The following is a 22,246-nucleotide window of genomic DNA, read 5'->3' as shown; positions in this document are numbered from 1 at the left end:
TCGGCATCTACAACGGACTTTATAAGTGATCCAATAAATAAGACTGTCTCCTATTCTGGTTCTTTGACCGACTACACCTATCGCCGGATGATTCTTCACTATGCGAATCTTTGCGTAGTTGCTGGCGGGGTTGACCTTTTTTTTATTGGTTCCGAGGCACGTGGTCTTGAAACTATACGCGGTCCTGGTTGGACCTTTGCTGGAACAGTCGATGGAAGTGGCAACGCAATCTGGGACTATCCATTCGTCCAGGGATTGATTGAAATCTCGGATGATGTGCGGAGCATTTTTGATGCCGCAGGCTTTACAAAAGACACAAGAGGGCTTCACAATCTCATCAGTTATGCTGCGGATTGGTCCGATTGGATGGGCTGGCAACATCCTGGATCATTACCGGCAACCGAAACGAAAGGCCAATGGCCACACCTAGACCAACTCTGGGCGCACAACAATATCGACTTTGTGTGTTTTGATAACTACCTACCTCTCTCAGATTGGACAACAGGCACGGGCGGCCTTGATGCTTTGAATTGGTGTACTCCGGCACCATTGTCATGGCCACCCGGACCCGACAAGATGAATGGCCTTGGACTCACTGGAACACCATCAATTTACAATAAGGCATATCTTAAGGCAAACATTGAAGGTGGTGAGAAATTCAATTGGTTCTATTTTGACTCGAACAATCGTGGGCGTGGACTTGATCCAGCCGGAACTGATATGCAGGTCTCACTTCCAGAGGGAGACCGTCTGACACAATCACGGAACCAGTATTTTCCGCATCAAGAGATTCTTGGCAATAAGCAGCTTCGATGGTGGTGGAACCATCCGCATCAAGCGCTTTATGATACCGGATTTGGTGACGTTCCGCAGGGTCCTTCGACGAAGTGGGTTCCGCAATCAAAGTCAATTGTCTTTGCAGAATATGGTTTCCCTTCGAACGACAAAAGCACAAATCAGCCGAATGTTTTTTTTGACGCGCAATCGACAGAAAGCGCAACCGCCTATTGGTCAATATGGAATCCTGCAGAAGTCGGAACGGGATTTCTTGCAAAAACTGATCAGACCCTCTCGCTGTTGGCATTGAATGCTATCTACGAATATTGGTTCGTAGATGGTCATAATGCGATGTCTACCGGCGGCGTCAAGATGATTGAGCCTTCGTTTTGTTCGGTATGGAACTGGGATGCGCGACCATTCCCAGTGTTCCCGAATCTTGGGAATGTCTGGGGTGATGCCGGCAATTGGCAGGCGGGCAATTGGCTTAACGGCAAGGGGCCATTTATCGCCCCACTGGCACCAGATCCGAGTTTTGGAGTACCCATGCCGTTTATCTTTCCGTCTCTTCCAGGGTTGAGCTGGTCGATTCACAAGAGACCATCATTCTCGACCAGGATCGCAAGCCATGCTTCGGGCCGTGAAGTCAGATCACCAAATTATTCAACGGCGATTTATGAGTTCGAACTGACTGTCGAAGGATTGGATTCTAATGGTTCATATCCTGGTCTTGGAGCTAACTCTCTGCAAAGCCTGATGGGTCTATATCTCCAATGTCAGGGTCAATTTGGTACATTTCTTTACATCGATCCAGAAGACAATATGGAAAAGGGACAACTGCTCGGAATTGGGGATGGATCCACAACTGTTTTTGTCTTGAAGCGCTCGCTAGGTTATGACGTTGAGCCAGTGTCTTGGACGACTGGTGTCACTCAAGCATTTTTAAATGGCTCATCGGTGCCGCAGTTTAAACTTGTTGAGAATTGTCCGGCGTCAGCACCTGTGAGACAGATTTAGCGGGTTGAATAACGGAGGATTTCTGGCTCATCGTAACCATCGAGGAGTGGAGATGAGCCAGAAATCCGGAACTGCCAAGTCGTCCTCCGAGCGGATCGTGAAGGACATTCGCCGAGCAACGCGCAAGCAATATTCGGCGGAGGAGAAGATCCGCATCGTGCTGGACGGCCTGCGCGGCGAGCATAGCATCGCGGAACTCTGCCGGCGCGAGGGCATCGCCGAGAGCCTGTATTACACCTGGTCGAAGGAGTTCCTGGAGGCTGGCAAGCGGCGCTTGGCGGGCGACACGGCGCGTGCGGCGACCAGCGGCGAGGTCAAGGACCTGCGCCGGGAAGCTCAGGCACTGAAGGAGGTCGTCGCCGAGCAGGCGCTGGAATTGCGCCTGCTCAAAAAAAGCATGATCGCGGATGGGGAAAGCGAGGAATGAGATATCCGGCTTCCGAGAAACTGGAGATCATCCGGCTGGTCGAGCAATCCCATCTGCCGGCGCGCCGGACGCTGGAGAAACTCGGCGTCTCTCGCGCCACCTTTTATCGATGGTGCGACCTTTGCCAGACTGGCGGGCCAGAGGCCCTGGAAGACCGATCTCCCAGGCCCGACCGCGTCTGGAACCGAATTCCTGACAATGTGCGGGGCCAGATCGTGCAACTGGCCCTGGACGAGCCGGAGCTGTCGCCACGGGAACTGGCGACACGCTTCACCGACACAAAAAGCTATTTTGTTTCGGAAGCTTCGGTTTATCGCCTGCTGAAGGAGCACGACCTAATCGCCAGTCCCGCCTACATCGTCATGAAGGCCGCCGATGAGTTCAAGGACAAGACGACGGCGCCCAACCAGCTCTGGCAGACCGACTTCACTTATCTCAAGGTGATTGGTTGGGGTTGGTTCTACCTCAGCACGATATTGGACGACTTCTCGCGCTACATCATCGCCTGGAAGCTCTGTACGACGATGAAGGTCGGGGACGTCACGGAAACACTCGACCTGGCGTTGCAAGCCGCGGGGCTTGATCACGCCAAGGTCGTCCATCGTCCGCGATTGCTCTCGGACAATGGCCCTTCCTACATCTCGGCCAATCTGGCCGAATGGCTGGACAAACGCAACATGGATCACGTGCGCGGCGCGCCCTGCCACCCGCAAACACAGGGCAAAATCGAGCGCTGGCATCAGACGCTCAAGAATCGCGTCTTGCTTGAGAACTATTATCTGCCCGGCGACCTGGAAGCCAGGATCGACACCTTCGTCGATCACTACAATCATCGCCGCTATCACGAGAGCCTGGACAATCTCACGCCGGCTGACGTCTACTTCGGCCGAGGACAAACCATTCTGCTGCAACGAGAAAGGATCAAACGAGCCACCATCCAAAATCGTCGCTTGCAACACCAATTGAACGCCGCATAAAATCAAACATCAGATGAGCCGCGTCCTCCATTAAATCACGCCGCCATCTGTCTCAAATTATCTGACGACGGACAGCGCGGCGGGCGCAATACGAAAATCCACGCAATCGCAGATGCTAAGGGCCGCCTTCTCTCCATCCTACTGAGCGGTGGTGAGGCGCATGATTGTCTACCCGCCGAGCCCTTGATCTGTCGCACCAAGCCAGCCCGAAAGCTCCTCGCCGATAAAGCCTATGACAGCGCCGCCTTGCGCCAATGGTTGCAAAAACGCGGCACTAGAGCAATAGCCGATCATGTTGCATCGTATCCTGCGGCGGCGAAGTAGTTTTTGCATTCCGCTGGAGCGAACAGATCGATGATGCGGCCGATGGCGTCCCAGAGGCCGCCGACGGTTCGCTCGGCAGCCTTACGCAGATGAGCCTTCAGCTTGGAGAAGGCATTCTCGATCGGGTTGAAGTCCGGACTGTAAGGCGGCAGGTAGAGAAGGCTGGCGTCCGCCGCCGCGATCATCTCCCGCACTCTTGGCCCCTTATGGCTCGACAGATTGTCCATGACGACGATGTCGCCCGGCCGCAGGTCTGGAACGAGGGCCTTGTCGACATAGGTCTCGAAAGCGTCGCGGTTGATCGGCCCGTCCAGCACCCACGGCGCGATCATGCCGCGCGTCGTGAGGGCGGCGACAAAAGTCGTGGTCTTCCAGTGGCCATGGGGCACGCCGACGCGCAGGCGTTCGCCGCGCCGGCAACGGCCATGCGTGCGGGCCATCTTCGTCGAGGCCCAGGTCTCGTCGATGAAGACGAGGCGGTCAGGGTCGAGATCGATCTGCCCGTCGAACCAGTCCTCGCGCCGTTTCAGGACGTCGGGGCGATCCTGCTCGCTGGCGTGCGCAGTCTTTTTTTGCGCGTGATCGCATGACGCGCGAAGAAGCGGCGGATCGTGCCATAGCCGACGACAAGCCCCTTGTCCGCCAGCGTTTGGCGTAACTCCTCGATGGTGATGTCGGGCGTCGCCTCGAGCACGCAGAGGACTGTGTCCTTATGGGCGTCGATCCGGCCCGACCGACGATCCCCGCCGAGCGCCTTCGGACGCGCGTCACCCCGTTCCCGCGCAAGCTTTCGCCAGCGGCTGACGCTCGATGCGCTGACCGCGAACCGCGCGCCGGCTTCGCGATGGCTTAGACCCTGCGCAACCGCGGACAGTACACGAACCCGAAGATCGAGAGACAAGGCTTTCGACATGCCTGCCGGCCTCCTTGCTCCGGCAGACAGTTTGAATCACCTCAAGCCCGATTCGGGAATCCCTTCAGATTCATTCAGGTCGGATACTGCTCTAGAGCGTTTTTCGTTCAGGTTGCATCGTAACCTGCGGCGGCGAAGAAGTTTGCTCATTCTTGCGGCGTGAAGAGATCGATGAGGCGGCCGATGGCGTCCCAGAGGCCGCTGACGGTCCGCTCTGCGGCCTTTCGCAGATGCGCTTTGAGTTTCGAGAAGGCTTTTTCAATTGGGTTGAAGTCGGGACACGAAGGGCGCCGCGATGCCGTCGATCCGAAGCCCGGCGACGAAGGTCGTTGTCTTCCAGTGTCCGTGCGGGACCCCGGCGCGCAACCGCTCCCCGCGCGCGCAGCGCCCATGCGTTACAGGCCATGTTCGTCGAGGCCCAGGTTTCATCGATGAAGACGAGGCGCTCGGGATTAAAGTCGAGCTGGCTCTCGAACCAGTCCTCCCGCCGCTTCAGGACATCGGGCCGATCCTGCTCACTCGCGTGCGCGGTCTTTTTTTGCGCGTCAGCTTGTGACGCTTGCAGAAGCGCCAAAGCGCGGCGACGCTCACAAAAGCACCAGACTGCGCCAGCCGCTCTTTCAGCTCCGGCAGGGTGATGTCCGGCGTCTTGGCAAGAAGAGCCCGGATAAAATCACCATGCTGCTCGGTGCGCCGCTACAGGCGATCGCCACCTTGCGGTTTGGGACGCCCATCGCCGCCCAGTCGGCGCACAGCCTGCCAGCGGATCGCGCTCGATGCGCTAATGCCAAACCGTGCCGCAGCCTGACGGCACGAAAACCCTTTATCAAAGGCGGCCAGGACACGCGAGCGAAGGTCAAAAGAAAGAGACTTGGGCATGAAGACCGGCCCTCCTTCGCCAGCCCTCATGCTGAATCAGATCAAAGCCGATTCAGGAATCCCAAAACTGATTCAATCAGGCAGAATTCCGCTCTAGAGCCCGTCATTCCCAACAAGTCGAACCGGGAGCAGCCCTTCAGCTTCGACAGGAGGTCCTAAACAGCGGCACCGCATTGAGAATGCCTTCTGCCGCCTCAAGGACTTTCGCCGTATCGCAACCCGTTACGACCGGCTCGCCCGAAACTTCATGGCGCCCATTTTCCTTGTCGCCGCTATTGTTTGGTGGATCTTATGAGTCTGGACCCTAGCACTACTTTGGCAGATTTTTGTGGGATCTATCGTTTTTGGGATTCCCGAGTTTCGTGTTGCGTGATTCATGGGTGGTCGACCTCACGGAGGGCCGACCATGGACGAGGGCTGGAAATCCGACCTGGGGCGGTGGCTCCTACCTTTTCTCAGTGCTTTTCGACACAAGGCGCGGGCACGGATGTGCCCGGTTTATGTCGCGGGACTCATCGGCGCGGGTGATCGCAAGAGTGTCCAGCCCATTGCGGCGCGTGATGGCGAAGTCGGCTACGACCAGCTTCATCACTTCATCACCAGTGGCGTGTGGGAGGCCGCGCCGCTCGAGAAGGCTTTGCTCGCCGAAGCCGACAGGATGGTTGGCGGCGCCGACGCGTGGCTGATCGTCGACGACACCGCATTGTCGAAAAAGGGCGAGCATTCGGTTGGCGTCGCGCCACAATATGCCTCATCGCTTGGAAAGACTGCCAACTGTCAGTCGCTGGTCTCGCTAACGTTGGCGTCGCGCGAGGTGCCGGTGATGGTGGGCCTGCGGCTATTCCTGCCCGAGAGCTGGACAGATGATCCTGAGCGCATGGCGCGGGCCGGTGTGCCGAAGGATAGACAGACTGCTCTGACAAAGACGGAAATTGCGATCGCGGAGATTGATCGCGTCATCGCCTCTGGGGCGTGGTTTGGCTGCGTCCTTGCCGATTCAGGGTACGGCTCCAGCGGGCCTTTCCGCCAGGCTCTGAGCGAGCGCGGTCTGCTGTGGGCGGTGGGTCTGTCGCGACGCCAGAACGTCTATCCCGCCGACGTTGCCCTGATCTTCCCCGCCATGAAGGCGGGAAGACCCCGCAAATACCACATCCCTGATCAGCCCCCGGTCTCTGCTGAAGCGTTGTTGGCCGGTGGCAAATGGCAAAAGGTCAGCTGGCGGCGGGACACCAAAGGCCGGCTGACATGTCTCTTCGCGGCCCGCCGTGTCCGCGTTGCGGATGGCCATAAGCACCGCATGCTCGATAATCGTATGCAGTGCATGCCGGGCGACGAGGTCTGGCTCGTCGGCGAGCGCCGGTCGACTGGCGAGCAAAAATACTACGTGCCGAACTTACCAGCCGATGCGAGCCTCAAGATGCTCGCCGCCACGATTAAAGCCAGATGGGTCTGTGAGCAGGCCCACCAGCAGCTCAAGGAAGAGCTCGGCCTCGACCACTTCGAAGGTCGCTCCTGGACCGGCTTACATCGACATGCTCTGATGACAATGATCGCCTACGTCTTTCTCCAATCCCGCCGCCTCAAAGCAGCGGGACGGAAAAAAAAGAGTCGGGGGACCGTCGCCACAACCAAGCTTGCCGGCCATCAGGCAAGCCATCCTCGACCTCTTTGTTCGGCCTCCACCCAGGCGATGCCCCCCCACTGTGAGAAACTCCTCGCAGAAGCCGTCAAACCTAAACTGCCAAAGTAGTGCTAGGGTCAGGACTCAGCTTGAGAATCCCTATCATTCGCTCAGATAGGAAAACCTCAAGCTAAGCCTGTTCTGCCATCCAACTTATCCCAAACGTATCTACAATAGGCAGATTTAAATCCGCCCTACGCGCGCGACACCATCTTTGGCAAGTTGGCTGCTGGGATCAAAGACCAGCGCGCGTTGATAGGATTCAATTGCTTTGATCCGATTACCGGATTTTTCGTAGGCCAATCCAAGTCCCGCCCATGCATCAGCGTTCTTATTGTCAACGTTAAGTGCGGCATTGAAGTCTTCGATCGCCTTATCGTTCTTACCAATAGCTAGCAAACTTTGTCCGCGAGCCTGATATGGCGCACCAGCGAAGGGATCACGATCAATTGCGTTATCGAAATCGGTGATCGCTTGCTCATGTAATCCTTCGCGCTGATAGATTAATCCCCGTGCGTGGAATGCTTGGGCATTTTCTGGATTGAGTTTGATTGCCCGGTCAAGATCGGAACGAGCGTCATCTAGCTTGCCTTGCATACGCAAAAGGTTGGCACGGCCGAGAAAAGCCTGAGCATGATTCGGATCTGTCTCGACCGCGCGGTTAAAGTCAGACAGAGCGGCTTCGTCGCGGTTGACCTGGCGATAAGCCAGCGCCCGGTTGGTTAGTGATGCCGCATTATTTGGATTGAGTTTGATCGACAGGCTGAAATCATTGATTGCATCTTGAAACTTACCAATTTTTGCATAGGCGACGCCACGGGTGTTGTAGGCCTCTGCACTTGTAGGGTTGCGCTGAATCACGTCGCTTAGGGACGCCAGATTGGCGGACGCTTCCTGCGGCGACTGATCGGCTACTTCGGCGACTCCGGTGCCCTGCTTGCCCATGATGCTGGTCGCCGTTTCGCATCCAGCGAGGAGCAGGGAACAGGTAAGAAAAAAGACGCCAACTACAGCTCGCCATTGCACGAGCGTTGCAATATCAAAAAACGCCGGGAAAACCATCATGGGTAACCCTTGTCCCATTCGCCGGTCAGCTGAATGGTGGAGCATGGTCCCGAAACCGGTCTTGTCTATTTGTCCATGCTCGAATGGTGCCCATCCAGGCGCTCAGCGAACCCCCACCACGGGCTTGGGCCGCATTGGCAGAATTCCTTCACGCTGCAGCTTTTTGCGGGCCAGCTTACGGGCGCGGCGAACGGCCTCTGCCTTTTCGCGGGCCCGCTTTTCCGAGGGCTTTTCATAGTGGCCGCGGAGCTTCATCTCGCGGAAAATACCCTCCCGCTGCATCTTTTTCTTGAGCGCTTTGAGCGCCTGGTCGACATTGTTGTCACGAACGAGAACTTGCACGCAGGAGTCCTTGAATTTGGCCTCAGCCAATGCATGATAGGATGAACGATCTGAACAAAAGCATAACCGGCCGGGCGCTGAAAAGCACCTGAAAGGCGAAGCAGTGCCGATACCAGAACTGGCGCTACCTGTAAAGCCAATTGGCGCTCTATTGGTCCGGTCCAGGCACTATGCGCGTTATGTGGCCCATCTTGCGGCCCGGCCGCGCCTCCGCCTTGCCATAAAGATGCAGACTAACTCCGGGCTCGCTAAGGATTTTTGCCCAGGCAAGCACATCTTCGCCGATCAAATTTTCCATCTCAACATGCCCGCCCGATTGCGCGCCGAGGCGGCTGGTGGCTGCCAGCGGCCAGCCCGCGATAGCCCTGATGTGCTGTTCGAACTGAGAAGTGACGGCGCCGTCGAGGGTCCAATGGCCGGAATTATGGACTCGCGGCGCGATTTCGTTGACACAAAGTTCAATCTTGGAAGCGTCGCCGCCGCTAATTTCGCCGACAACGAACATTTCGACCGCGATGACACCGCAATAATCTAGCGCGTCCGCTATTACCCAGGTAAGGCGGACAGCCTCGGCCGTGATCTCAGATGGCAGGAGGGCGGGCGCACGAGTTGACTTAAGGATATGATTTTCATGGATATTCTCGCAAACATCATAAGCCACGAACATTCCCCCTGGCCCGCGGGCGGCGATAACAGAGATTTCCCTGCTAAAAGGCACGATGGCTTCGAGAATCGCGGGTGTCCCGCCTAGTGTGCGAAACGTTACGGCCAAATCGGCGCCTTCGCGCAGCAATAATTGACCCTTACCATCATAACCGAAACGGCGCGTCTTCAAGATTGACGGGCGGCCTATCTGGGCAACGGCGCGGGCGAGCGCGCCGGCGTCATCTACCCGCGCGTAAGGTGTCGTCTTAATACCCGCCGCCGTCAAAAACTCCTTCTCGACGAGACGATCTTGGCAGATAGCCAATGCCTTGGGGCCCGGCCGGACTAGACACGCTTCCGAAAGTATGGAAACGGCGCGAGAAGGTACGTTCTCGAATTCATATGTGATAAGTTCGACGGCGCGCGCGAACTCCGCCAAAGTCACTTCGTCCTCATAGGACGCGATCGTTCGCGCGCTTGCCACGTCGAACGCCGGGCTATCGGGATCTTCCGCGTAAACATGGGTCTTGAGCCCAAGTTTTGCCGCAGCCAATGCGAGCATCCGCCCTAGCTGGCCGCCTCCGAGAATCCCAATCGTCGCACCTGGAACAAGATCGAATGGCACCCGTCAGCCCTCCCGCGACGGCCCTTCGGCCACCGCCTTGGTTTGTGCCGTCCGCCAAGCCGAAAGCCTGGCTTCTATCGCCGGATTCCCTAATGAGAGGATGGCGGCGGCGAGCAGCGCCGCATTGATCGCGCCAGGCTTGCCAATCGCCAGCGTGCCGACTGGTACACCCGCAGGCATTTGTACGATCGAAAACAAGGAATCCTGCCCTCCAAGTGCCGTTGTTTTGATGGGAACCCCGAGCACCGGAAGCGCGGTCATTGCGGCAGCCATGCCTGGAAGGTGGGCGGCGCCACCAGCGCCGGCGATGACGACTTTAAAGCCCGCTTCCTTGGCGCCCTTGGCGAAAGAGATGAGTCGGTCTGGTGTCCGGTGCGCCGAGACGATCAGGGCCGTAAAGCCGATCTTGAGCTCGTCGAGGAGGGCGGCGGCGTGCCGCATCGTCTCCCAATCAGATTCGCTGCCCATGATAATGGCGACGGGCTTTTCTACAAGGGACAAATGACGGCCCAAATCTTAGATGCGGCGAAGGCAGCGGCATAAACGAAGGACGCGCGCGGCGCAAGCCGGGAACAGCGTGGTGTGGCGGTCCCATCCCATCTGTTGCCAACCTCAGTCCTTCAAAGAATTGAGGACGAGTGCTCCAGGATTGGACTATATTGTCCCAAGCGTAGAATATTGGTATAATTGACAATCGCAGGATCGCACTTTTGAACGCGGGGGATAAGCTATTGCGCCGGCCGCACATATCTTCGTCAACGCTTGATCGCGATTACCTCCATGCACACGCGGTAGCGCTCACTGACGTGATATTCGACTGGGGCGAATCCATGTTCTTGCAGAAGCGCGTAAAGCCGCTTGCGGGAAAAATTGTGATAATGCTCGATCTCGCCCCAATAGGGATTGATCTTGTTGGCGTGTAGCAGCCGCCAGACCATATTCTCCGTATTCGGCATCGACAGGAATAGAACTCCGTCCTGGCGCATGAGCCGGTGTGCGGCGGCTAGCCCGGCCTTTGGAAACGGCATATGTTCGAGTACATCGGCCATGCTGACAACAGTGAAGCGATCGGGGCAATCGAGTTCTTCGATTGGCAGGCAATATGCCTCATAACCAAGTTGCTTGAGTGCGGTGACACTCTCCTTACGGAGGTCGAGTCCGGCCGGGGTATAGCCCCATTCTTCCGCCGTAAAGAGAAGGGAGCCATTGCCGAATCCAACATCCAGCCAGCTTCCTGCCTGTGCATAGCGCGCGACATGTGCGACTATGCGCGCGGAAACTGGGCGTTGGCGTTCCATGTCGTAACCGACGGTCTGATTGGGCTGCGTTTTTGAGAACATCCGCACGGCGGCGCTCGCATCGAAATATCCTTCGGTAAAGATATGTCCGCAGGCGCCACATTCGTGCCAGGTCATGACTGGCGGAAGGTCTGGACGGTAGATTGGGTGTTTCGAGCAATCGGCGCCAAGGACCGCTGGAATATCGGCGTTTTCGCAGAGCGGACACGTAAGGTAGGTGATTCGCTCTATCGGTGGGGCGGAGGTCGCAGCTACGCCGCCGGGTAGAGAAGCGGCAACCGCGAAGGCTGAGGGTTCATGGCCATTTGCCCAAGTCTCCCACATCCGGGTGAGCGTGGCCTCAAAGTCCCGGGCGTAACGCGCGCTATCGAAGAGCGGCGCAGTCAACCGGTTGCCGAGAAGCCTGTGCCGCAGGGTTTCCAAGAGTGCTGGATCCCGCGCTAGGCGCAGGCCCGTGGCTTCGTAAGCGTCGAGCGAAAAGGTTATAAGCTCGGGCAAGCCAACCGCCTGCAGCAAGCTGCCAGCTACGCGCCCTGCAAAGGTGTCCCCGGCGCATGTCAATACCGGAAGGCCTACCCATAAGGCATCACTTGCCGTTGTGTGCGCATTGTAGGGCAAGGTATCGAGGAAGAGATCCGCTAGCCTGTGGCGGGCGAGATGCTCCGGAGATGGCTGTCTTGGCCCGAAAACGAGACGATTTGGGTCAACCCCCCGTTTGACCGCTTCGGCGCGAAGGTTGTCCTTGACGAGAACATTCGTCTCCAAGAGCCACAGCACGCTTCCTGGGATAGCGGTCAAGAGGCGCATCCAAATGCCGAAAAACTCCGGCGTGATCTTGTAGGTATTGTTGAATGAGCAAAATACGAATCCCTGATCTGGAAGACCACATCCGGCGCGCGTCGGCGCGATGTTGGAAATCAGCCTCTTGCTGTCGTTTGGCTGGTAGCAATGCGGTAGATGGACGATATTTTCAGTGTAAAAAGGCTGCTGACTCATCGGTAACACAAAGGGATCAGCGATCACATAGTCGATAAAACTGGCACCCATGGTTCCTGGAAAGCCAACGAAGCTCACCTGTAAGGGAGCTGGTCTTTGGGCGGCAATCCCAGTTCGCGCTCCTTTCGTGTATCCCTTCAATTCAACGAGAATATCAATTCGATCAGTTTTTATGCGTTTTGCTGCTTCAGAGTCCGTCATCTCCCGAAGATCAACGAATTCATGGAAGGCGCGCCGCAGCCGCACGCTGAGTTCACTGTGGTCCTCAGGACCGTGCGAATAAGCAAAAATCTCGAAACTAGAGTTGTCGTGGCACTCAAATAACTCGGCCATGAGAAGCGCGGTCGCGTGGCGACAGAAATCGGCCGATAAATATCCTATTCTCAGCTTCCTGGAGCCCGCATATTCTTCCCGCCTGTGTTCGAATGGTGTGGCTACAAAAAAACTTGCCGCGTAGGATTGTGCGACGCGAAGTTGTTCTTCCGCGCCCAGTTCCATGCTAAGGACCGGGAAGGGATGAATGAGTTCGTGTGTCGAGGCAATCATAGTACGAAGTTCGCGTTCATCGGCCTCAATCCCCTCCCAATCGCATGCTAGCCGCCGTTTGTGACAAAGCCAAACGCGAATGGCTAGTAGCTTCGGGTTGATCTCGACGGCGGTACGGTAGGCCTCTATCGCCTCCTTAAGCCTACCCAGACTTTCGAGTGCTGCGCCCATATTGGCGTGTGCTTCGGCGAGATCCGGACGTAAAATAAGGGCCTGGTGGTAAGCCTCGACCGCATCTTCAAAAGCTTCCTGGCCTTGCAAGACATTCCCTAGATTGGTGTAAGCTTTGGCGAAATCTGGACGCAGTGCCAGCGCCCTCCGGTAGGCGTTAGCGGAGTCGTCCGGCTTGCCTAACTCCTTCAAAATGTTGCCGAGACAGAAATAGGATTCGGCTGAATCTGGACGCTGTTTGATGATGTGCTCGCACACCACAATCGCCTCCCCACACCGGCTAAGCTTGCGGAGCACATTAGCGCAATTCGTATGGGCTTCGACAAAACCGGGATTGAGCGACGCGGCTTGCCGATAGGCGGCGAGCGCGTCGTCGAGACGGCCCTGGTCCTCTAACGCATTGCCCAAATTGGAATAGGCTTGTGCAAATTCCGGGGCGATGGCGATAGCTTTCCGGGTCGCGGAAAGCGCAGCTTCAGTATTGCCGAGCGCGCGATGAACCGCACCGAGATTGGAGAGGGCTTCAACATAATCTGGTTTGGCGGCAAGTGCCTGCTCGATCCACCTCGCGGCGGCTGTATGCTCTCCTCGCTGGTGAGCGATCAGACCCAGATGATGAAGGCCAACAAAATGTTCAGGTATGCGGGTTAATATCTCGGCATAGGCCGCCTCTGCCTCCGCGTAGCGGCCGGCGCGAAAACATTCGAGGGCGTTCGCAAGGAGTTCCTCCTCTGCAAATGACTGCGCCAGATGTCCGGGCGCTATTTCTGCCTTTTCCCGCCTATGCTCGCTAATCCCTACTGTCATCGCCGTCCTTGCTTCCATTTAGTTTGAAGGCGCAAGGAATAGGCTCGCGGGCTTGCGTCAAGCGTGCGTAGACATGAGTTGAGTTTCATCCAGTCCAGATACGCGCTCGAGGTATGACTGCAAAGCTAGCCTCAGGACTCGTGATTGGAGCAGGAGTGGAGATATGGCCAACAAACAGATACTTGCGCGCTCACATCATCCCAAACAGAATGTGAGCAATTTGCTGGCCGCTTATTCTTCTACCGTTGCCTTCTATAAAGGTTTGGTAGGGGTTCGATTGACGGCATTACCAAAGGTTAAGCTTTCTTGACTTTTTTACCGGGAAACGCCTAAATGATCACCTCCTTCTTTTGAGGGTGGTTGCAAGCGAGCCGGTTTGTCCTTTGCGGCAAGCGGTGAACGCTCAGCGGCGCGTTGCGCTCCTGGGCGCATTTGCTATTGCAGAATGTGCTAAAGTTCGAGAAATTACCGCCTCTGATGTGGTGAGGCTTAAAGGTTAAGCGCATGTTCGAAGGGCTTTCGGAAAAGCTCTCTGGAATTCTGGATAAACTGACGCGTCGTGGCGCGCTCTCGGAAGAAGACGTGAGTCTCGCACTGCGCGAGGTTCGCCGCGCCCTTCTTGAAGCCGACGTTGCGCTCGACGTCGTTCGCTCCTTTGTGGACAAGGTGCGTGCTCGCGCTGTCGGCGCCAATGTCGTCAAATCAGTGACGCCCGGCCAGATGGTCGTGAAGATTGTCAATGACGTCTTGATCGAAACGCTCGGCGCTGATGCCGACCCTATCAATCTCGATGCAGCTCCGCCTGTCGCTATCATGATGGTCGGCCTACAAGGCGCGGGCAAAACGACCACTGCTGCCAAAATAGCCAAGCGGCTTTCCGAAAAAATGAAGCGCAAGGTCTTGATGGCCTCGCTCGATGTGAAACGGCCGGCCGCGCAAGAGCAACTCGCCGTGCTTGGCCGCCAGGTCGATATCGATACTTTGCCGATCATCGTCGGTCAGACTCCTGTCCAGATTGCCAAACGCGCGGAACAGGCGGCGCGTTTGCAAGGCTATGATGTCGTTATCCTCGACACGGCCGGGCGCACCCATATCGACGAAGCTCTGATGGCCGAGATGGCTGAGATCAAGGCGGCATCGCAACCGCATGAGATCTTGCTTGTCGCTGACAGCCTCACCGGTCAGGACGCGGTTCATCTAGCGAAAAGCTTCGATAATCGTGTCGGCATCACCGGCATCGTGCTGACGCGGATCGATGGCGACGGACGTGGCGGCGCTGCGCTGTCCATGCGTGCTGTCACCGGCAAACCGATCAAGCTGCTTGGGACCGGCGAGAAGATGGACGCGCTGGAGGATTTCCATCCATCCCGTATCGCTAATCGCATTCTCGGTATGGGCGACATCGTTTCGCTCGTCGAAAAAGCAGCCGAGTCAATCGATGCTGAGCAGGCACGCCGCGCCACTGAGCGGATGCGCAAGGGAAAGTTCGATCTTGAGGACCTCTTGGATCAGCTCGCCCAAGTCGAGAAGATCGGCGGCCTCGGAGGCATCATGGGGATGCTGCCGGGGGTCGCCAAGATGAAGAGTCAGCTTGCCTCCGCCAACATCGATGATCGTATCATCAAACGCCAGCGCGCGATGATTTACTCGATGACGCGCGAGGAGCGCCGCAATCCCGACCTGCTCAAGGCTTCGCGCAAAAGGCGCATCGCGGCCGGATCCGGGGTCAAGGTCGAGGATATAAACAAGCTCTTGAAACAGCACCGGCAAATGGCCGATATGATGAAGGCGATGGGGGGCCCCAAGCGAGGCGGTGCGATGGGGAAAATGGCCTCGATGCTCGGACTTCCGGCAGGTATGCCGCAACCAACGCCTGAACAGATAGCCGCCATGCAAAAACAAATGGGGCAAAAGCACGTTGCCTCGGCGCCGCTATCCGGATCGCACGGGCATGCTCCGAAAAAACTGGCGATCGGAACCGTGGAAACACCAAAATTACCTGGTCTCGGCGGCCGCCTTTTGAGCGGGCTCAGTCCCTTCGGAAAGAAGAAATGATGGCCGGACCTGGCTCGCGCATCGCATGGATCGAGAAACGGCTCGACACTGTCGAAGGTTAATCATCAATCATCGAAATTTGAAAGGATAACACAATGCCATTGAAAATTCGTCTGTCACGCGGGGGCGCCAAAAAGCGGCCGTTCTACCGTGTCGTTGTTGCCGATTCCCGGATGCCGCGCGATGGGAGGTTCATCGAGCGTCTCGGCACTTTCGATCCCTTGAAGGCGAAGGATGCGGAGGGGCGCGTCGTGCTTGACCAGGACAAGGCGAAAGCTTGGATCGCCAAGGGCGCACAGCCGACCGACCGCGTCGCCCGCCTGCTCGACGGTCTCGGCGTTCTGACGCGAGAGCAGCACAGCAATCCCAAAAAGGCATTGCCAAAGAAAAAGGCGCAGGAACGCGCCGCTGCGGCAGACAAGGCGGCCGCATCGCCGGCCTGATCGAAGGCTTAGTGTGCGATGGTCAAGGATCTTATCCTCGTTGGCCGGTTTGGCGCCCCACATGGCGTCGGCGGCGATTTGCGGCTCCAATCTTTCACCGGCGTTCCATGTGAGATCGCTGCTTACAAGCCTCTACTGGATGAAAGCGGCACTCGACAATTCTCGATTGTCAGCCTGCGTCCGGTGAAGGACTCATTGTTCGTGGTCAAGATCGCGGGAGTTGCCAACCGCGGGAGTGCCGCAGCCTTGACCAATGCATCGCTCTATGTGCCGCGCGATGCTTTGCCGGACGCTGGGGAGGAAGAATTTTATCTCACTGATTTGATCGGCATGTCGGCATTCACTCAAGCGGGCGAGGCATTTGGCCGTGTCATCGATGTCCTGAATTTCGGGGGCGGGGATATTTTAGAAATTGCCCGCGCCAGCGGCGGTGAGACTTTTTTTTTGCCGTTCAAAAAGGAAATTTTTCCGCATATTGATCTCAAGGCTGGATGTTTGACTCTCGTGCCACCCGTCGAGATCGAAGCAAAACCGCTAGAGGGCTGAACCGGAATGTGGACCGCAACGGTCTTCACCCTGTTTCCGGAGATGTTTCCGGGGCCTCTTGGCGTATCCCTCGCGGGCGAGGGGCTATCTCGCGATATTTGGTCAATGGAAGCGCGCGATATCCGGGCCCATGGAATTGGACGGCATCGCGCTGTCGATGATACCCCTGCGGGTGGCGGCCCCGGCATGGTGATCCGCGCCGATGTGCTGAGCGCAAGCCTCGACGCTGGGCTTGATCGAGCCGATTCTAGACCCCGTCTGCTACTCAGCGCGCGTGGCACTCCTTTCACCCAGGCACGTGCTCGGGCACTCGCTTCGGGCCAGGGAGTGGTGCTGATCTGCGGGCGGTTCGAGGGCGTCGATGAGCGCATCATTGCAGCGCGGGGTCTCGAGGAAATCTCAATCGGCGATTATGTGCTTTCTGGCGGCGAGATAGCAGCGATGGCGATATGCGATGCTTGCATTCGGCTGTTGCCTGGCGTGATGGGCGCGGAAGCGTCCGGCGTCGAGGAAAGTTTCGAGGCGGGACTGCTTGAATATCCGCATTTTACCCGGCCACGCGCTTGGGAGGGCCACGAAATTCCTGAAGTGCTGCTTTCTGGTGACCACGCGAAAATCAAGGCGTGGCGCGAGGCGGAAGCGCTCAGGATTACTCGCGAGCGGCGGCCGGATTTACTCAAACGTCGCTGAGTCACAATTGGCCACTGGTGAGTTGGCGCGAGCTTATGATCGCTTGCCAATACATTCGGGAAAAGCCTTGGCGAGCGCGTCGCGAGTGGCCGAGATCACCCCGCGCTCAGTAATGAGACCTGTCACCAGGCGGGCGGGCGTCACGTCGAATGCGTAATTGAGGGCGCTGCTCCCGGCTGGAGAGATGCAAACCGTTTCGATCTGCCCGTCAGCGCCAAGCCCCGTAATATGGGTGATTTCCCTGGCCGAGCGGGTTTCGATCGGCACTTCGGCGATCCCGTCCTCGATTGTAAAATCAATCGATGGCGATGGCGCGGCGACGTAAAATGGCACGCCATTGTCTTGCGCCGCGAGCGCTTTCAAATAGGTGCCAATTTTGTTGCAAACATCGCCGGAAGCGGTTGTTCGATCGGTCCCGACGATCACCAGATCGACCTCACCATGCTGCATCAAATGGCCGCCAGCATTATCGACGATGATCGTGTGAGGCACGCCATGCTGGCCAAGTTCCCAAGCCGTGAGTGAGGCGCCTTGGTTGCGCGGCCGCGTTTCGTCGACCCATATGTGTAGCGCAATTCCTTCGTCATGCGCCTTGTAGATTGGTGCCGTGGCGGTCCCCCAATCGACCGTCGCCAGCCATCCCGCATTGCAATGCGTCAGGACATTGACGCGTTGACCGGGCTTGCGGGCGGCAGCGGCGCGGATCAAGCCGAGCCCATGTCCGCCGATTGCCTGACACAGTTCGACATCTTGTTCGGTGATCGCGCCAGCATGGGCGAACCCCGCCTGTTCCCGTTCCGCGAGAGGCAGGGCCAAGAGATGCCTGCGCATGGAATCGATCGCCCACCGCAAATTGACGGCGGTCGGACGGGCTCCCGCGAGAATGGCACACGCCGAGTCAAGGTTCGTATCGGAAGCGTCGGTGCGCATGGCGAGTGCCATTCCATAGGCCGCCGTCACGCCGATGAGCGGCGCGCCACGCACCTGCATAGTTTTGATGGCATGTGCCGCCTCAAAAACAGTATTTATGGACAGACTTGCGAATTCATGCGGCAGCCGCGTCTGATCGATAATTTTGACTGACCTGGTTTGCCCATCCAGCCAAACGGTTCTAAAAGGCTTGCCTTCGACCCGCACTCTATTCTCCTATTCCGTGCGGCGAGTGTAGCGTGGATGTGGAAGGGATGTCATGCGAAAGAACGCTTGGCTGCCACACCCCCAACAGCAAGAAGGCGTTTACTGGCCGGTCCAGATTCAATTGCAATTGCTGCAAATGCTTTGTTCGAGACTGTTGTCCTTCTGCTCGATCCGTCGATCGAGGTCAGTCGTGGCTGCACCTTGCGAGACACCGGGGCGGGGAACGGTCTCGCCAGTCGGGGCCAAATAATTTTCATTCAAGAGGTGCGAATTGAGCCCCCGGGAAGAGCCGCCGGTGCCTCCGGATTCCACAGTCTGGGCCTGGACCGGGCAAATTGCACTCGCGGTTACGATGAGCAGAACTGCATTAAATGCTTTCATCATCAAATGTTCCTCCCCCATGAAAATAACGCTTACGGAGCAAAAAGGTTCTGCGGACTTGTCGAATCATCTCGTCGTGAGTCCCCGATTTGTTAACGCGGTTTTAAGAGGAATGCGCGCAAGGCTCACCGTTAAGCCTTAACCATCCGTGGAGCGCACGCATGACTGATTCCGCTGCTGGAGCAGTTCCTGAAGCCGGGGCGGGAGGGGCTCGCCCGCAGGCCGCGAATGTCCCGATGGGAACAAGGGAGCGCAATGTCTCGAGACCGCGGGCCGACCGGTTGTCGGGGCTCGTAATTCTTAATAACGCGGAGCCAGGCTCTGCAGGACAATTACCACCCCGGCTGGAACGGATCTTAATCTACGGATCGCAGGCGGCTTTAGCGGCTTGCTTGTTTGGTTTTGCCTGGGCGGCGAGCTCGTATTTTTCTGGCAACCAATTGAGCCTAAATCCAACCCCCGTTAACCAGATCGCCGCGCAAGATAGCGCTGAGCGACGGGAAATCTTGCGTGCGACACAAAAAATGGCGGAGGATCTCCGCTCCCTTAAGGCAAGCTTCGAAGTTTTAAGCACCGCGCAAAGCCAAATGGGGGTTGAGACTGCGAGGCTCGAAAACCTGAAGACGCGTCTGGATGCGATCAAATCCGAAACTAGCACCTCGATCGCTGGACTTGCTGATAAGGTCGAACGCGTGCAGCGCGAACCCGAGGCAAAGCTCTCCCAAATTATCGAACGGCTCGATCGAATGGAGCGCCAAATTGCGGCGCCCGTTGCCGCCGGATCCGCGGGTGCCGTCCCGGTATCAGGAACATCTGCGCCGCGGAAACAGGCGCAAGGCGGCCGTGGTGACGCCTTCAATCCCTCCCTAAATCCCAATGCACCGGGGGCTCCACGTCCGCTCGGGAGCCTTGCTCCAGCTGCGAACACGAGTCCAGCAGGGGAGCGATCGCCGCCATTTGAACCAGCGAACGGACAGCGAAATCCGCAATTGATCACGAATTGGGTTGTCCGAGACGTTTACGATGGCATTGCTCTGGTGGAAAGTCCCCGTGGCTCGATCGAAGTCACACCCGGAGAAACCATTCCAGGCGCGGGAACCGTAAAATCAATTGAAAGGCGCGGCGCTGGCTGGATCGTGATTACCAGCCGTGGACTCGTCGATTCCGCCCGCGACAATTTCCAGCCCTGAGCTAAGTGGACCCTTATTCCGGACCTGCCGTAACAGAAAATTGGTGCCGCCAGCCTGGCTTAGGGCCCATTAGCAACCTCAACCAAGTTAGCGTTTTTGATCGTTGCCAATCCCGCTCTTGCCGGATCGGTTGTTGATTCGGCAACGGGGCCTCGACGGTGACATCACGGCGATTGGCGAAGCACCCCTGTGGAATTCCCGCGCAAGGCTTCAGATTAATCATAAATGAAGGCACTCCCGATTTTGGGCCTCCCAGACGTCCCAAATTTCGTTCTAAGTCTTTGATTTTTATGGTACCGCCACCCCGGCTCGAACGGGGGACCTCTAGATCCACAATCTAGCGCTCTAACCAACTGAGCTATGGCGGCCTGCGGGAGCGCCGGACGGTAAAAGGATCGCTACTGGATTGCAAGGGTTTGATCGGCTCTTTGGAAGGCAGGGATGCCGCGATATCAACAACCCTGTTGCGGCGGCACGAATATAAAGCTTATGAACATTTGCGTAGACTGTCCGGCGTGTGATTCGGCTGTTAAAATCCTCCGGGCAGCACCGCTAGAATTTCGCGAAGGTTTTCCATGCTGGCGGAGAAGGCGCAAGGTGGCGCATCTCGATTTTGTTGCGAGCCGGGACTGACTGAGCGCGAGATCGGGGATATTTTAAGCATCCTGCCAGCCGCGATCAGCCGGGAGATGCCATTTTTTGCGATGGGGGGCAGTTGTGCCACTCAAGAAGACAAGTTGGTGCTCGCCAGCAAAAGCTTTTTGTATTTGTTCGGTGTTCAATCTCTCGACAGACTCTCCCATGTTGTTTCCAGCGGAACCAAAAAAAGCTGGTGGCCGCTTGCCGGTTTGGCCGAAACCCTAATTCTCGATGCCGCACCGCGCAGCATGAGGTTGCGTTTCCGCATCGGATCCGCGGTGAAAACCATCACTTTACTTTGCCGGCGTGTCCGCGCAGGAGAAGCGCCGCCACTGTTTGCCGGGGCGGTACTTGATGTTGCAGATCACGGCAAACGGACAGGCCCTTCCAAAACACGAAAAAGGACTGCCAGGCGTGCCGGTCAGCAAAAGGGCACGTTTGAGCAATCGGAGCAGGGCGGCGGAAGCGGCCGCACCCTCCTTAAAAGGGAGCAGCACCGTCAAAAAAGCGAGTTTCGTGAGTTGAGCGCCATCTTGGAAACTACAGCGGACGGCGTCGCGGTGCTCGACCAGGAGGGGCGGATTTTGTCCTTGAACCGTTCTGGCGAGGCTCTTTTTGGCTTCGATCAAAATGAGGTCGCCGGTGCGCATTTCACGGCTTTAATCGCACCGGCGAGCAAGCCGCTCGCGCTAGATTATTTTGAAAGGCTAAAAACCGATAACAGCATTAGTCTGCTCAATCACGGGCGTGAAGTTGAAGGTCTCACCAGGCAAGGCGGGACTATTCCGGTATTTATCACGCTCGGCCGGATCGGAGATGCGTCCGGCTCGGGCGCTCTCACGGATCTCCGATTTTGCGCCATTCTGCGTGATCTTACCCATTGGAAGAACGTCGAGCGTGAGCTTTTGGCCGCACGCAGGGAAGCAGAGCGTGCCAGCGCGTTGAAATCGGATTTTCTGGCAAAGGTCAGCCACGAAATCCGGACGCCACTCAGTGCGATCCTGGGCTTCGCCGAAGTCATGCTGGATGGGCGTTTTGGTCCGGTGGCCAATCAGCGCTATGAAAGCTATCTCAAGGATATTTGTGCCTCGGGCGCGCTCGTCATGAGTCTTGTCAATGATCTTCTCGATCTTTCCAAGATCGAGGCGGGCAAAATGGAGTTTGCGTTCGCGTCGATCGACGCCAATCGCATTGTTTCCGAATGTGTCTCGATTATGCGGCCGCAAGCGGGTCAGGAAGGGGTCGTCATACGGCTGTCGCTGTCGCCGGCTTTACCGAACATTCTTGCCGACGAGCGATCGCTTCGCCAGATCGTTTTGAATCTTTTGTCGAACGCTGTGAAATTCAACAAGCCCGGTGGCCGGGTCTCGGTCGCGACGGCCTTCGCCGATACAGGAAGCGCCATTATTCGAATTCGCGATACCGGGACGGGGATGTCGGGGGGCGATATCGGCGCGGCCTTTGAGCCCTTCCGGCGGCTTGCCACCACCAAGCCGTCGAAGGGAACCGGGTTAGGCTTGCCGCTGACTAAAGCCCTGGTCGAGGCTAATCACGCATCGCTCACCCTCAAGAGCAAGCAGTCCCAAGGGACTCTGGCCGAGATTGTCTTCCCGCCGTATCGCGTTGTAGCCAGCTGACGTAAAACGGGCAGGCCTCCATTTCGGGATCTCGTCTG

At 57.2% G+C, this 22,246-nt stretch carries 17 protein-coding genes, 1 tRNA gene and 4 pseudogenes; 11 read left to right on the top strand and 11 right to left on the bottom strand.

Annotated features, from left to right (window positions below; all coding sequences use genetic code 11):
• Positions 1-63: 63 nt before the first annotated feature.
• Entirely contained in the window at positions 64-1,794 is a 1,731-nt protein-coding gene (locus QEV83_RS05045) for a glycoside hydrolase TIM-barrel-like domain-containing protein (protein ID WP_280130148.1), read from the top strand.
• A 52-nt stretch (positions 1,795-1,846) separates the two neighbouring features.
• Positions 1,847-3,198 (top strand): IS3 family transposase gene (locus QEV83_RS05040; RefSeq protein WP_280128402.1). Its coding sequence is split into 2 segments (ribosomal slippage): positions 1,847-2,183 and positions 2,183-3,198, totalling 1,353 coding nucleotides; the frame shifts between segments, so codons are not numbered across the junction.
• Positions 3,199-3,366: 168 nt separating this feature from the next.
• On the opposite strand, the gene QEV83_RS05035 is transcribed toward QEV83_RS05040, so the two are convergent.
• From QEV83_RS05035 to QEV83_RS05025, 3 genes and pseudogenes are all read right to left on the bottom strand, one after another.
• Positions 3,367-3,492, bottom strand: coding sequence for a hypothetical protein (locus tag QEV83_RS05035; RefSeq protein ID WP_280130147.1), 126 nt, complete (start codon positions 3,490-3,492; stop codon positions 3,367-3,369).
• Positions 3,489-4,435, bottom strand: a protein-coding gene (locus QEV83_RS05030) for an IS630 family transposase (protein WP_280128127.1) whose coding sequence is annotated in 2 segments (ribosomal slippage) — positions 3,489-4,099 and positions 4,099-4,435 — 948 coding nt in all. Because the reading frame shifts where the segments join, the coding sequence is not laid out codon by codon here. Before QEV83_RS05030 ends, QEV83_RS05035 begins: the two co-directional genes overlap by 4 nt.
• Positions 4,436-4,581: 146 nt before the next feature.
• Positions 4,582-5,314: pseudogene (locus tag QEV83_RS05025) on the bottom strand (IS630 family transposase).
• A gap of 157 nt (positions 5,315-5,471) precedes the next feature.
• Between QEV83_RS05025 and QEV83_RS05020 the strand changes: the two are divergent.
• Positions 5,472-5,609, top strand: a pseudogene (locus QEV83_RS05020) (transposase); the annotation flags it as partial.
• A gap of 74 nt (positions 5,610-5,683) precedes the next feature.
• A pseudogene (locus tag QEV83_RS05015) lies at positions 5,684-7,064 on the top strand (IS701 family transposase).
• 114 nt (positions 7,065-7,178) lie between these two features.
• Here QEV83_RS05015 and QEV83_RS05010 read toward each other — a convergent pair.
• From QEV83_RS05010 to QEV83_RS04990, 5 genes and pseudogenes are all read right to left on the bottom strand, one after another.
• Positions 7,179-8,060 carry a tetratricopeptide repeat protein gene (locus QEV83_RS05010; RefSeq protein ID WP_280130146.1) on the bottom strand — a complete coding sequence of 294 codons (882 nt, stop codon included), beginning with the start codon at positions 8,058-8,060 and terminating at the stop codon, positions 7,179-7,181.
• Positions 8,061-8,177: 117 nt separating this feature from the next.
• Positions 8,178-8,402: pseudogene (gene rpsU, locus QEV83_RS05005) on the bottom strand (30S ribosomal protein S21); the annotation flags it as partial.
• Positions 8,403-8,550: 148 nt separating this feature from the next.
• A complete protein-coding gene (locus QEV83_RS05000) occupies positions 8,551-9,609 on the bottom strand; it encodes a 5-(carboxyamino)imidazole ribonucleotide synthase (RefSeq protein WP_280130970.1) in 1,059 nt (352 codons plus the stop codon).
• 66 nt (positions 9,610-9,675) lie between these two features.
• Positions 9,676-10,140 (bottom strand): 5-(carboxyamino)imidazole ribonucleotide mutase, encoded by a 465-nt coding sequence (purE, locus tag QEV83_RS04995; protein WP_280130145.1) that lies wholly within the window; start codon positions 10,138-10,140, stop codon positions 9,676-9,678.
• Between the two features lie 287 nt (positions 10,141-10,427).
• The gene (locus QEV83_RS04990) at positions 10,428-13,490 is read right to left on the bottom strand and encodes a tetratricopeptide repeat protein (protein WP_280130144.1); all 3,063 of its coding nucleotides are present in this window, start codon (positions 13,488-13,490) and stop codon (positions 10,428-10,430) included.
• 163 nt (positions 13,491-13,653) lie between these two features.
• On the opposite strand from QEV83_RS04990, the gene QEV83_RS04985 reads away from it, so the two are divergent.
• The 5 genes from QEV83_RS04985 (at position 13,654) to trmD (ending at position 17,224) form a co-directional block, all read left to right on the top strand.
• Positions 13,654-13,800: a hypothetical protein gene (locus QEV83_RS04985; RefSeq protein WP_280130143.1), complete on the top strand. Its 147-nt coding sequence runs from the start codon at positions 13,654-13,656 to the stop codon at positions 13,798-13,800.
• A gap of 194 nt (positions 13,801-13,994) precedes the next feature.
• Complete coding sequence (gene ffh / locus QEV83_RS04980) at positions 13,995-15,545, top strand: signal recognition particle protein (protein WP_280130142.1); 1,551 nt, start codon at positions 13,995-13,997, stop codon at positions 15,543-15,545.
• A 95-nt stretch (positions 15,546-15,640) separates the two neighbouring features.
• Entirely contained in the window at positions 15,641-15,988 is a 348-nt protein-coding gene (gene rpsP / locus QEV83_RS04975) for a 30S ribosomal protein S16 (RefSeq protein WP_280130141.1), read from the top strand.
• An 18-nt stretch (positions 15,989-16,006) separates the two neighbouring features.
• The gene (gene rimM / locus QEV83_RS04970; RefSeq protein ID WP_280130140.1) at positions 16,007-16,534 is read left to right on the top strand and encodes a ribosome maturation factor RimM; all 528 of its coding nucleotides are present in this window, start codon (positions 16,007-16,009) and stop codon (positions 16,532-16,534) included.
• 6 nt (positions 16,535-16,540) lie between these two features.
• Positions 16,541-17,224 carry a tRNA (guanosine(37)-N1)-methyltransferase TrmD gene (trmD, locus tag QEV83_RS04965; protein WP_280130139.1) on the top strand — a complete coding sequence of 228 codons (684 nt, stop codon included), beginning with the start codon at positions 16,541-16,543 and terminating at the stop codon, positions 17,222-17,224.
• A 33-nt stretch (positions 17,225-17,257) separates the two neighbouring features.
• Here the strand turns inward: trmD and mtnA are convergent, their stop codons facing one another.
• Together mtnA and QEV83_RS04955 are read right to left on the bottom strand one after the other, a co-directional pair.
• On the bottom strand, positions 17,258-18,361 hold the full coding sequence (mtnA, locus tag QEV83_RS04960; protein WP_280130138.1) for an S-methyl-5-thioribose-1-phosphate isomerase: 1,104 nt from the start codon (positions 18,359-18,361) through the stop codon (positions 17,258-17,260).
• A gap of 117 nt (positions 18,362-18,478) precedes the next feature.
• Positions 18,479-18,745 (bottom strand): hypothetical protein, encoded by a 267-nt coding sequence (locus tag QEV83_RS04955; RefSeq protein WP_280130137.1) that lies wholly within the window; start codon positions 18,743-18,745, stop codon positions 18,479-18,481.
• A gap of 158 nt (positions 18,746-18,903) precedes the next feature.
• On the opposite strand from QEV83_RS04955, the gene QEV83_RS04950 reads away from it, so the two are divergent.
• Positions 18,904-19,932, top strand: coding sequence for a hypothetical protein (locus QEV83_RS04950; RefSeq protein ID WP_280130136.1), 1,029 nt, complete (start codon positions 18,904-18,906; stop codon positions 19,930-19,932).
• Between the two features lie 291 nt (positions 19,933-20,223).
• Here QEV83_RS04950 and QEV83_RS04945 read toward each other — a convergent pair.
• Positions 20,224-20,300 (bottom strand) — tRNA-His (locus QEV83_RS04945).
• Positions 20,301-20,507: 207 nt separating this feature from the next.
• Between QEV83_RS04945 and QEV83_RS04940 the strand changes: the two genes are divergently transcribed.
• A complete protein-coding gene (locus QEV83_RS04940; protein WP_280130135.1) occupies positions 20,508-22,208 on the top strand; it encodes a PAS domain-containing sensor histidine kinase in 1,701 nt (566 codons plus the stop codon).
• Positions 22,209-22,246 lie beyond the last annotated feature (38 nt).

Origin of the sequence: Methylocapsa sp. D3K7, assembly GCF_029855125.1 — a bacterium.
Lineage (GTDB): Bacteria > Pseudomonadota > Alphaproteobacteria > Rhizobiales > Beijerinckiaceae > Methylocapsa.
This window is presented reverse-complemented; position numbering and strand designations above follow the sequence as displayed.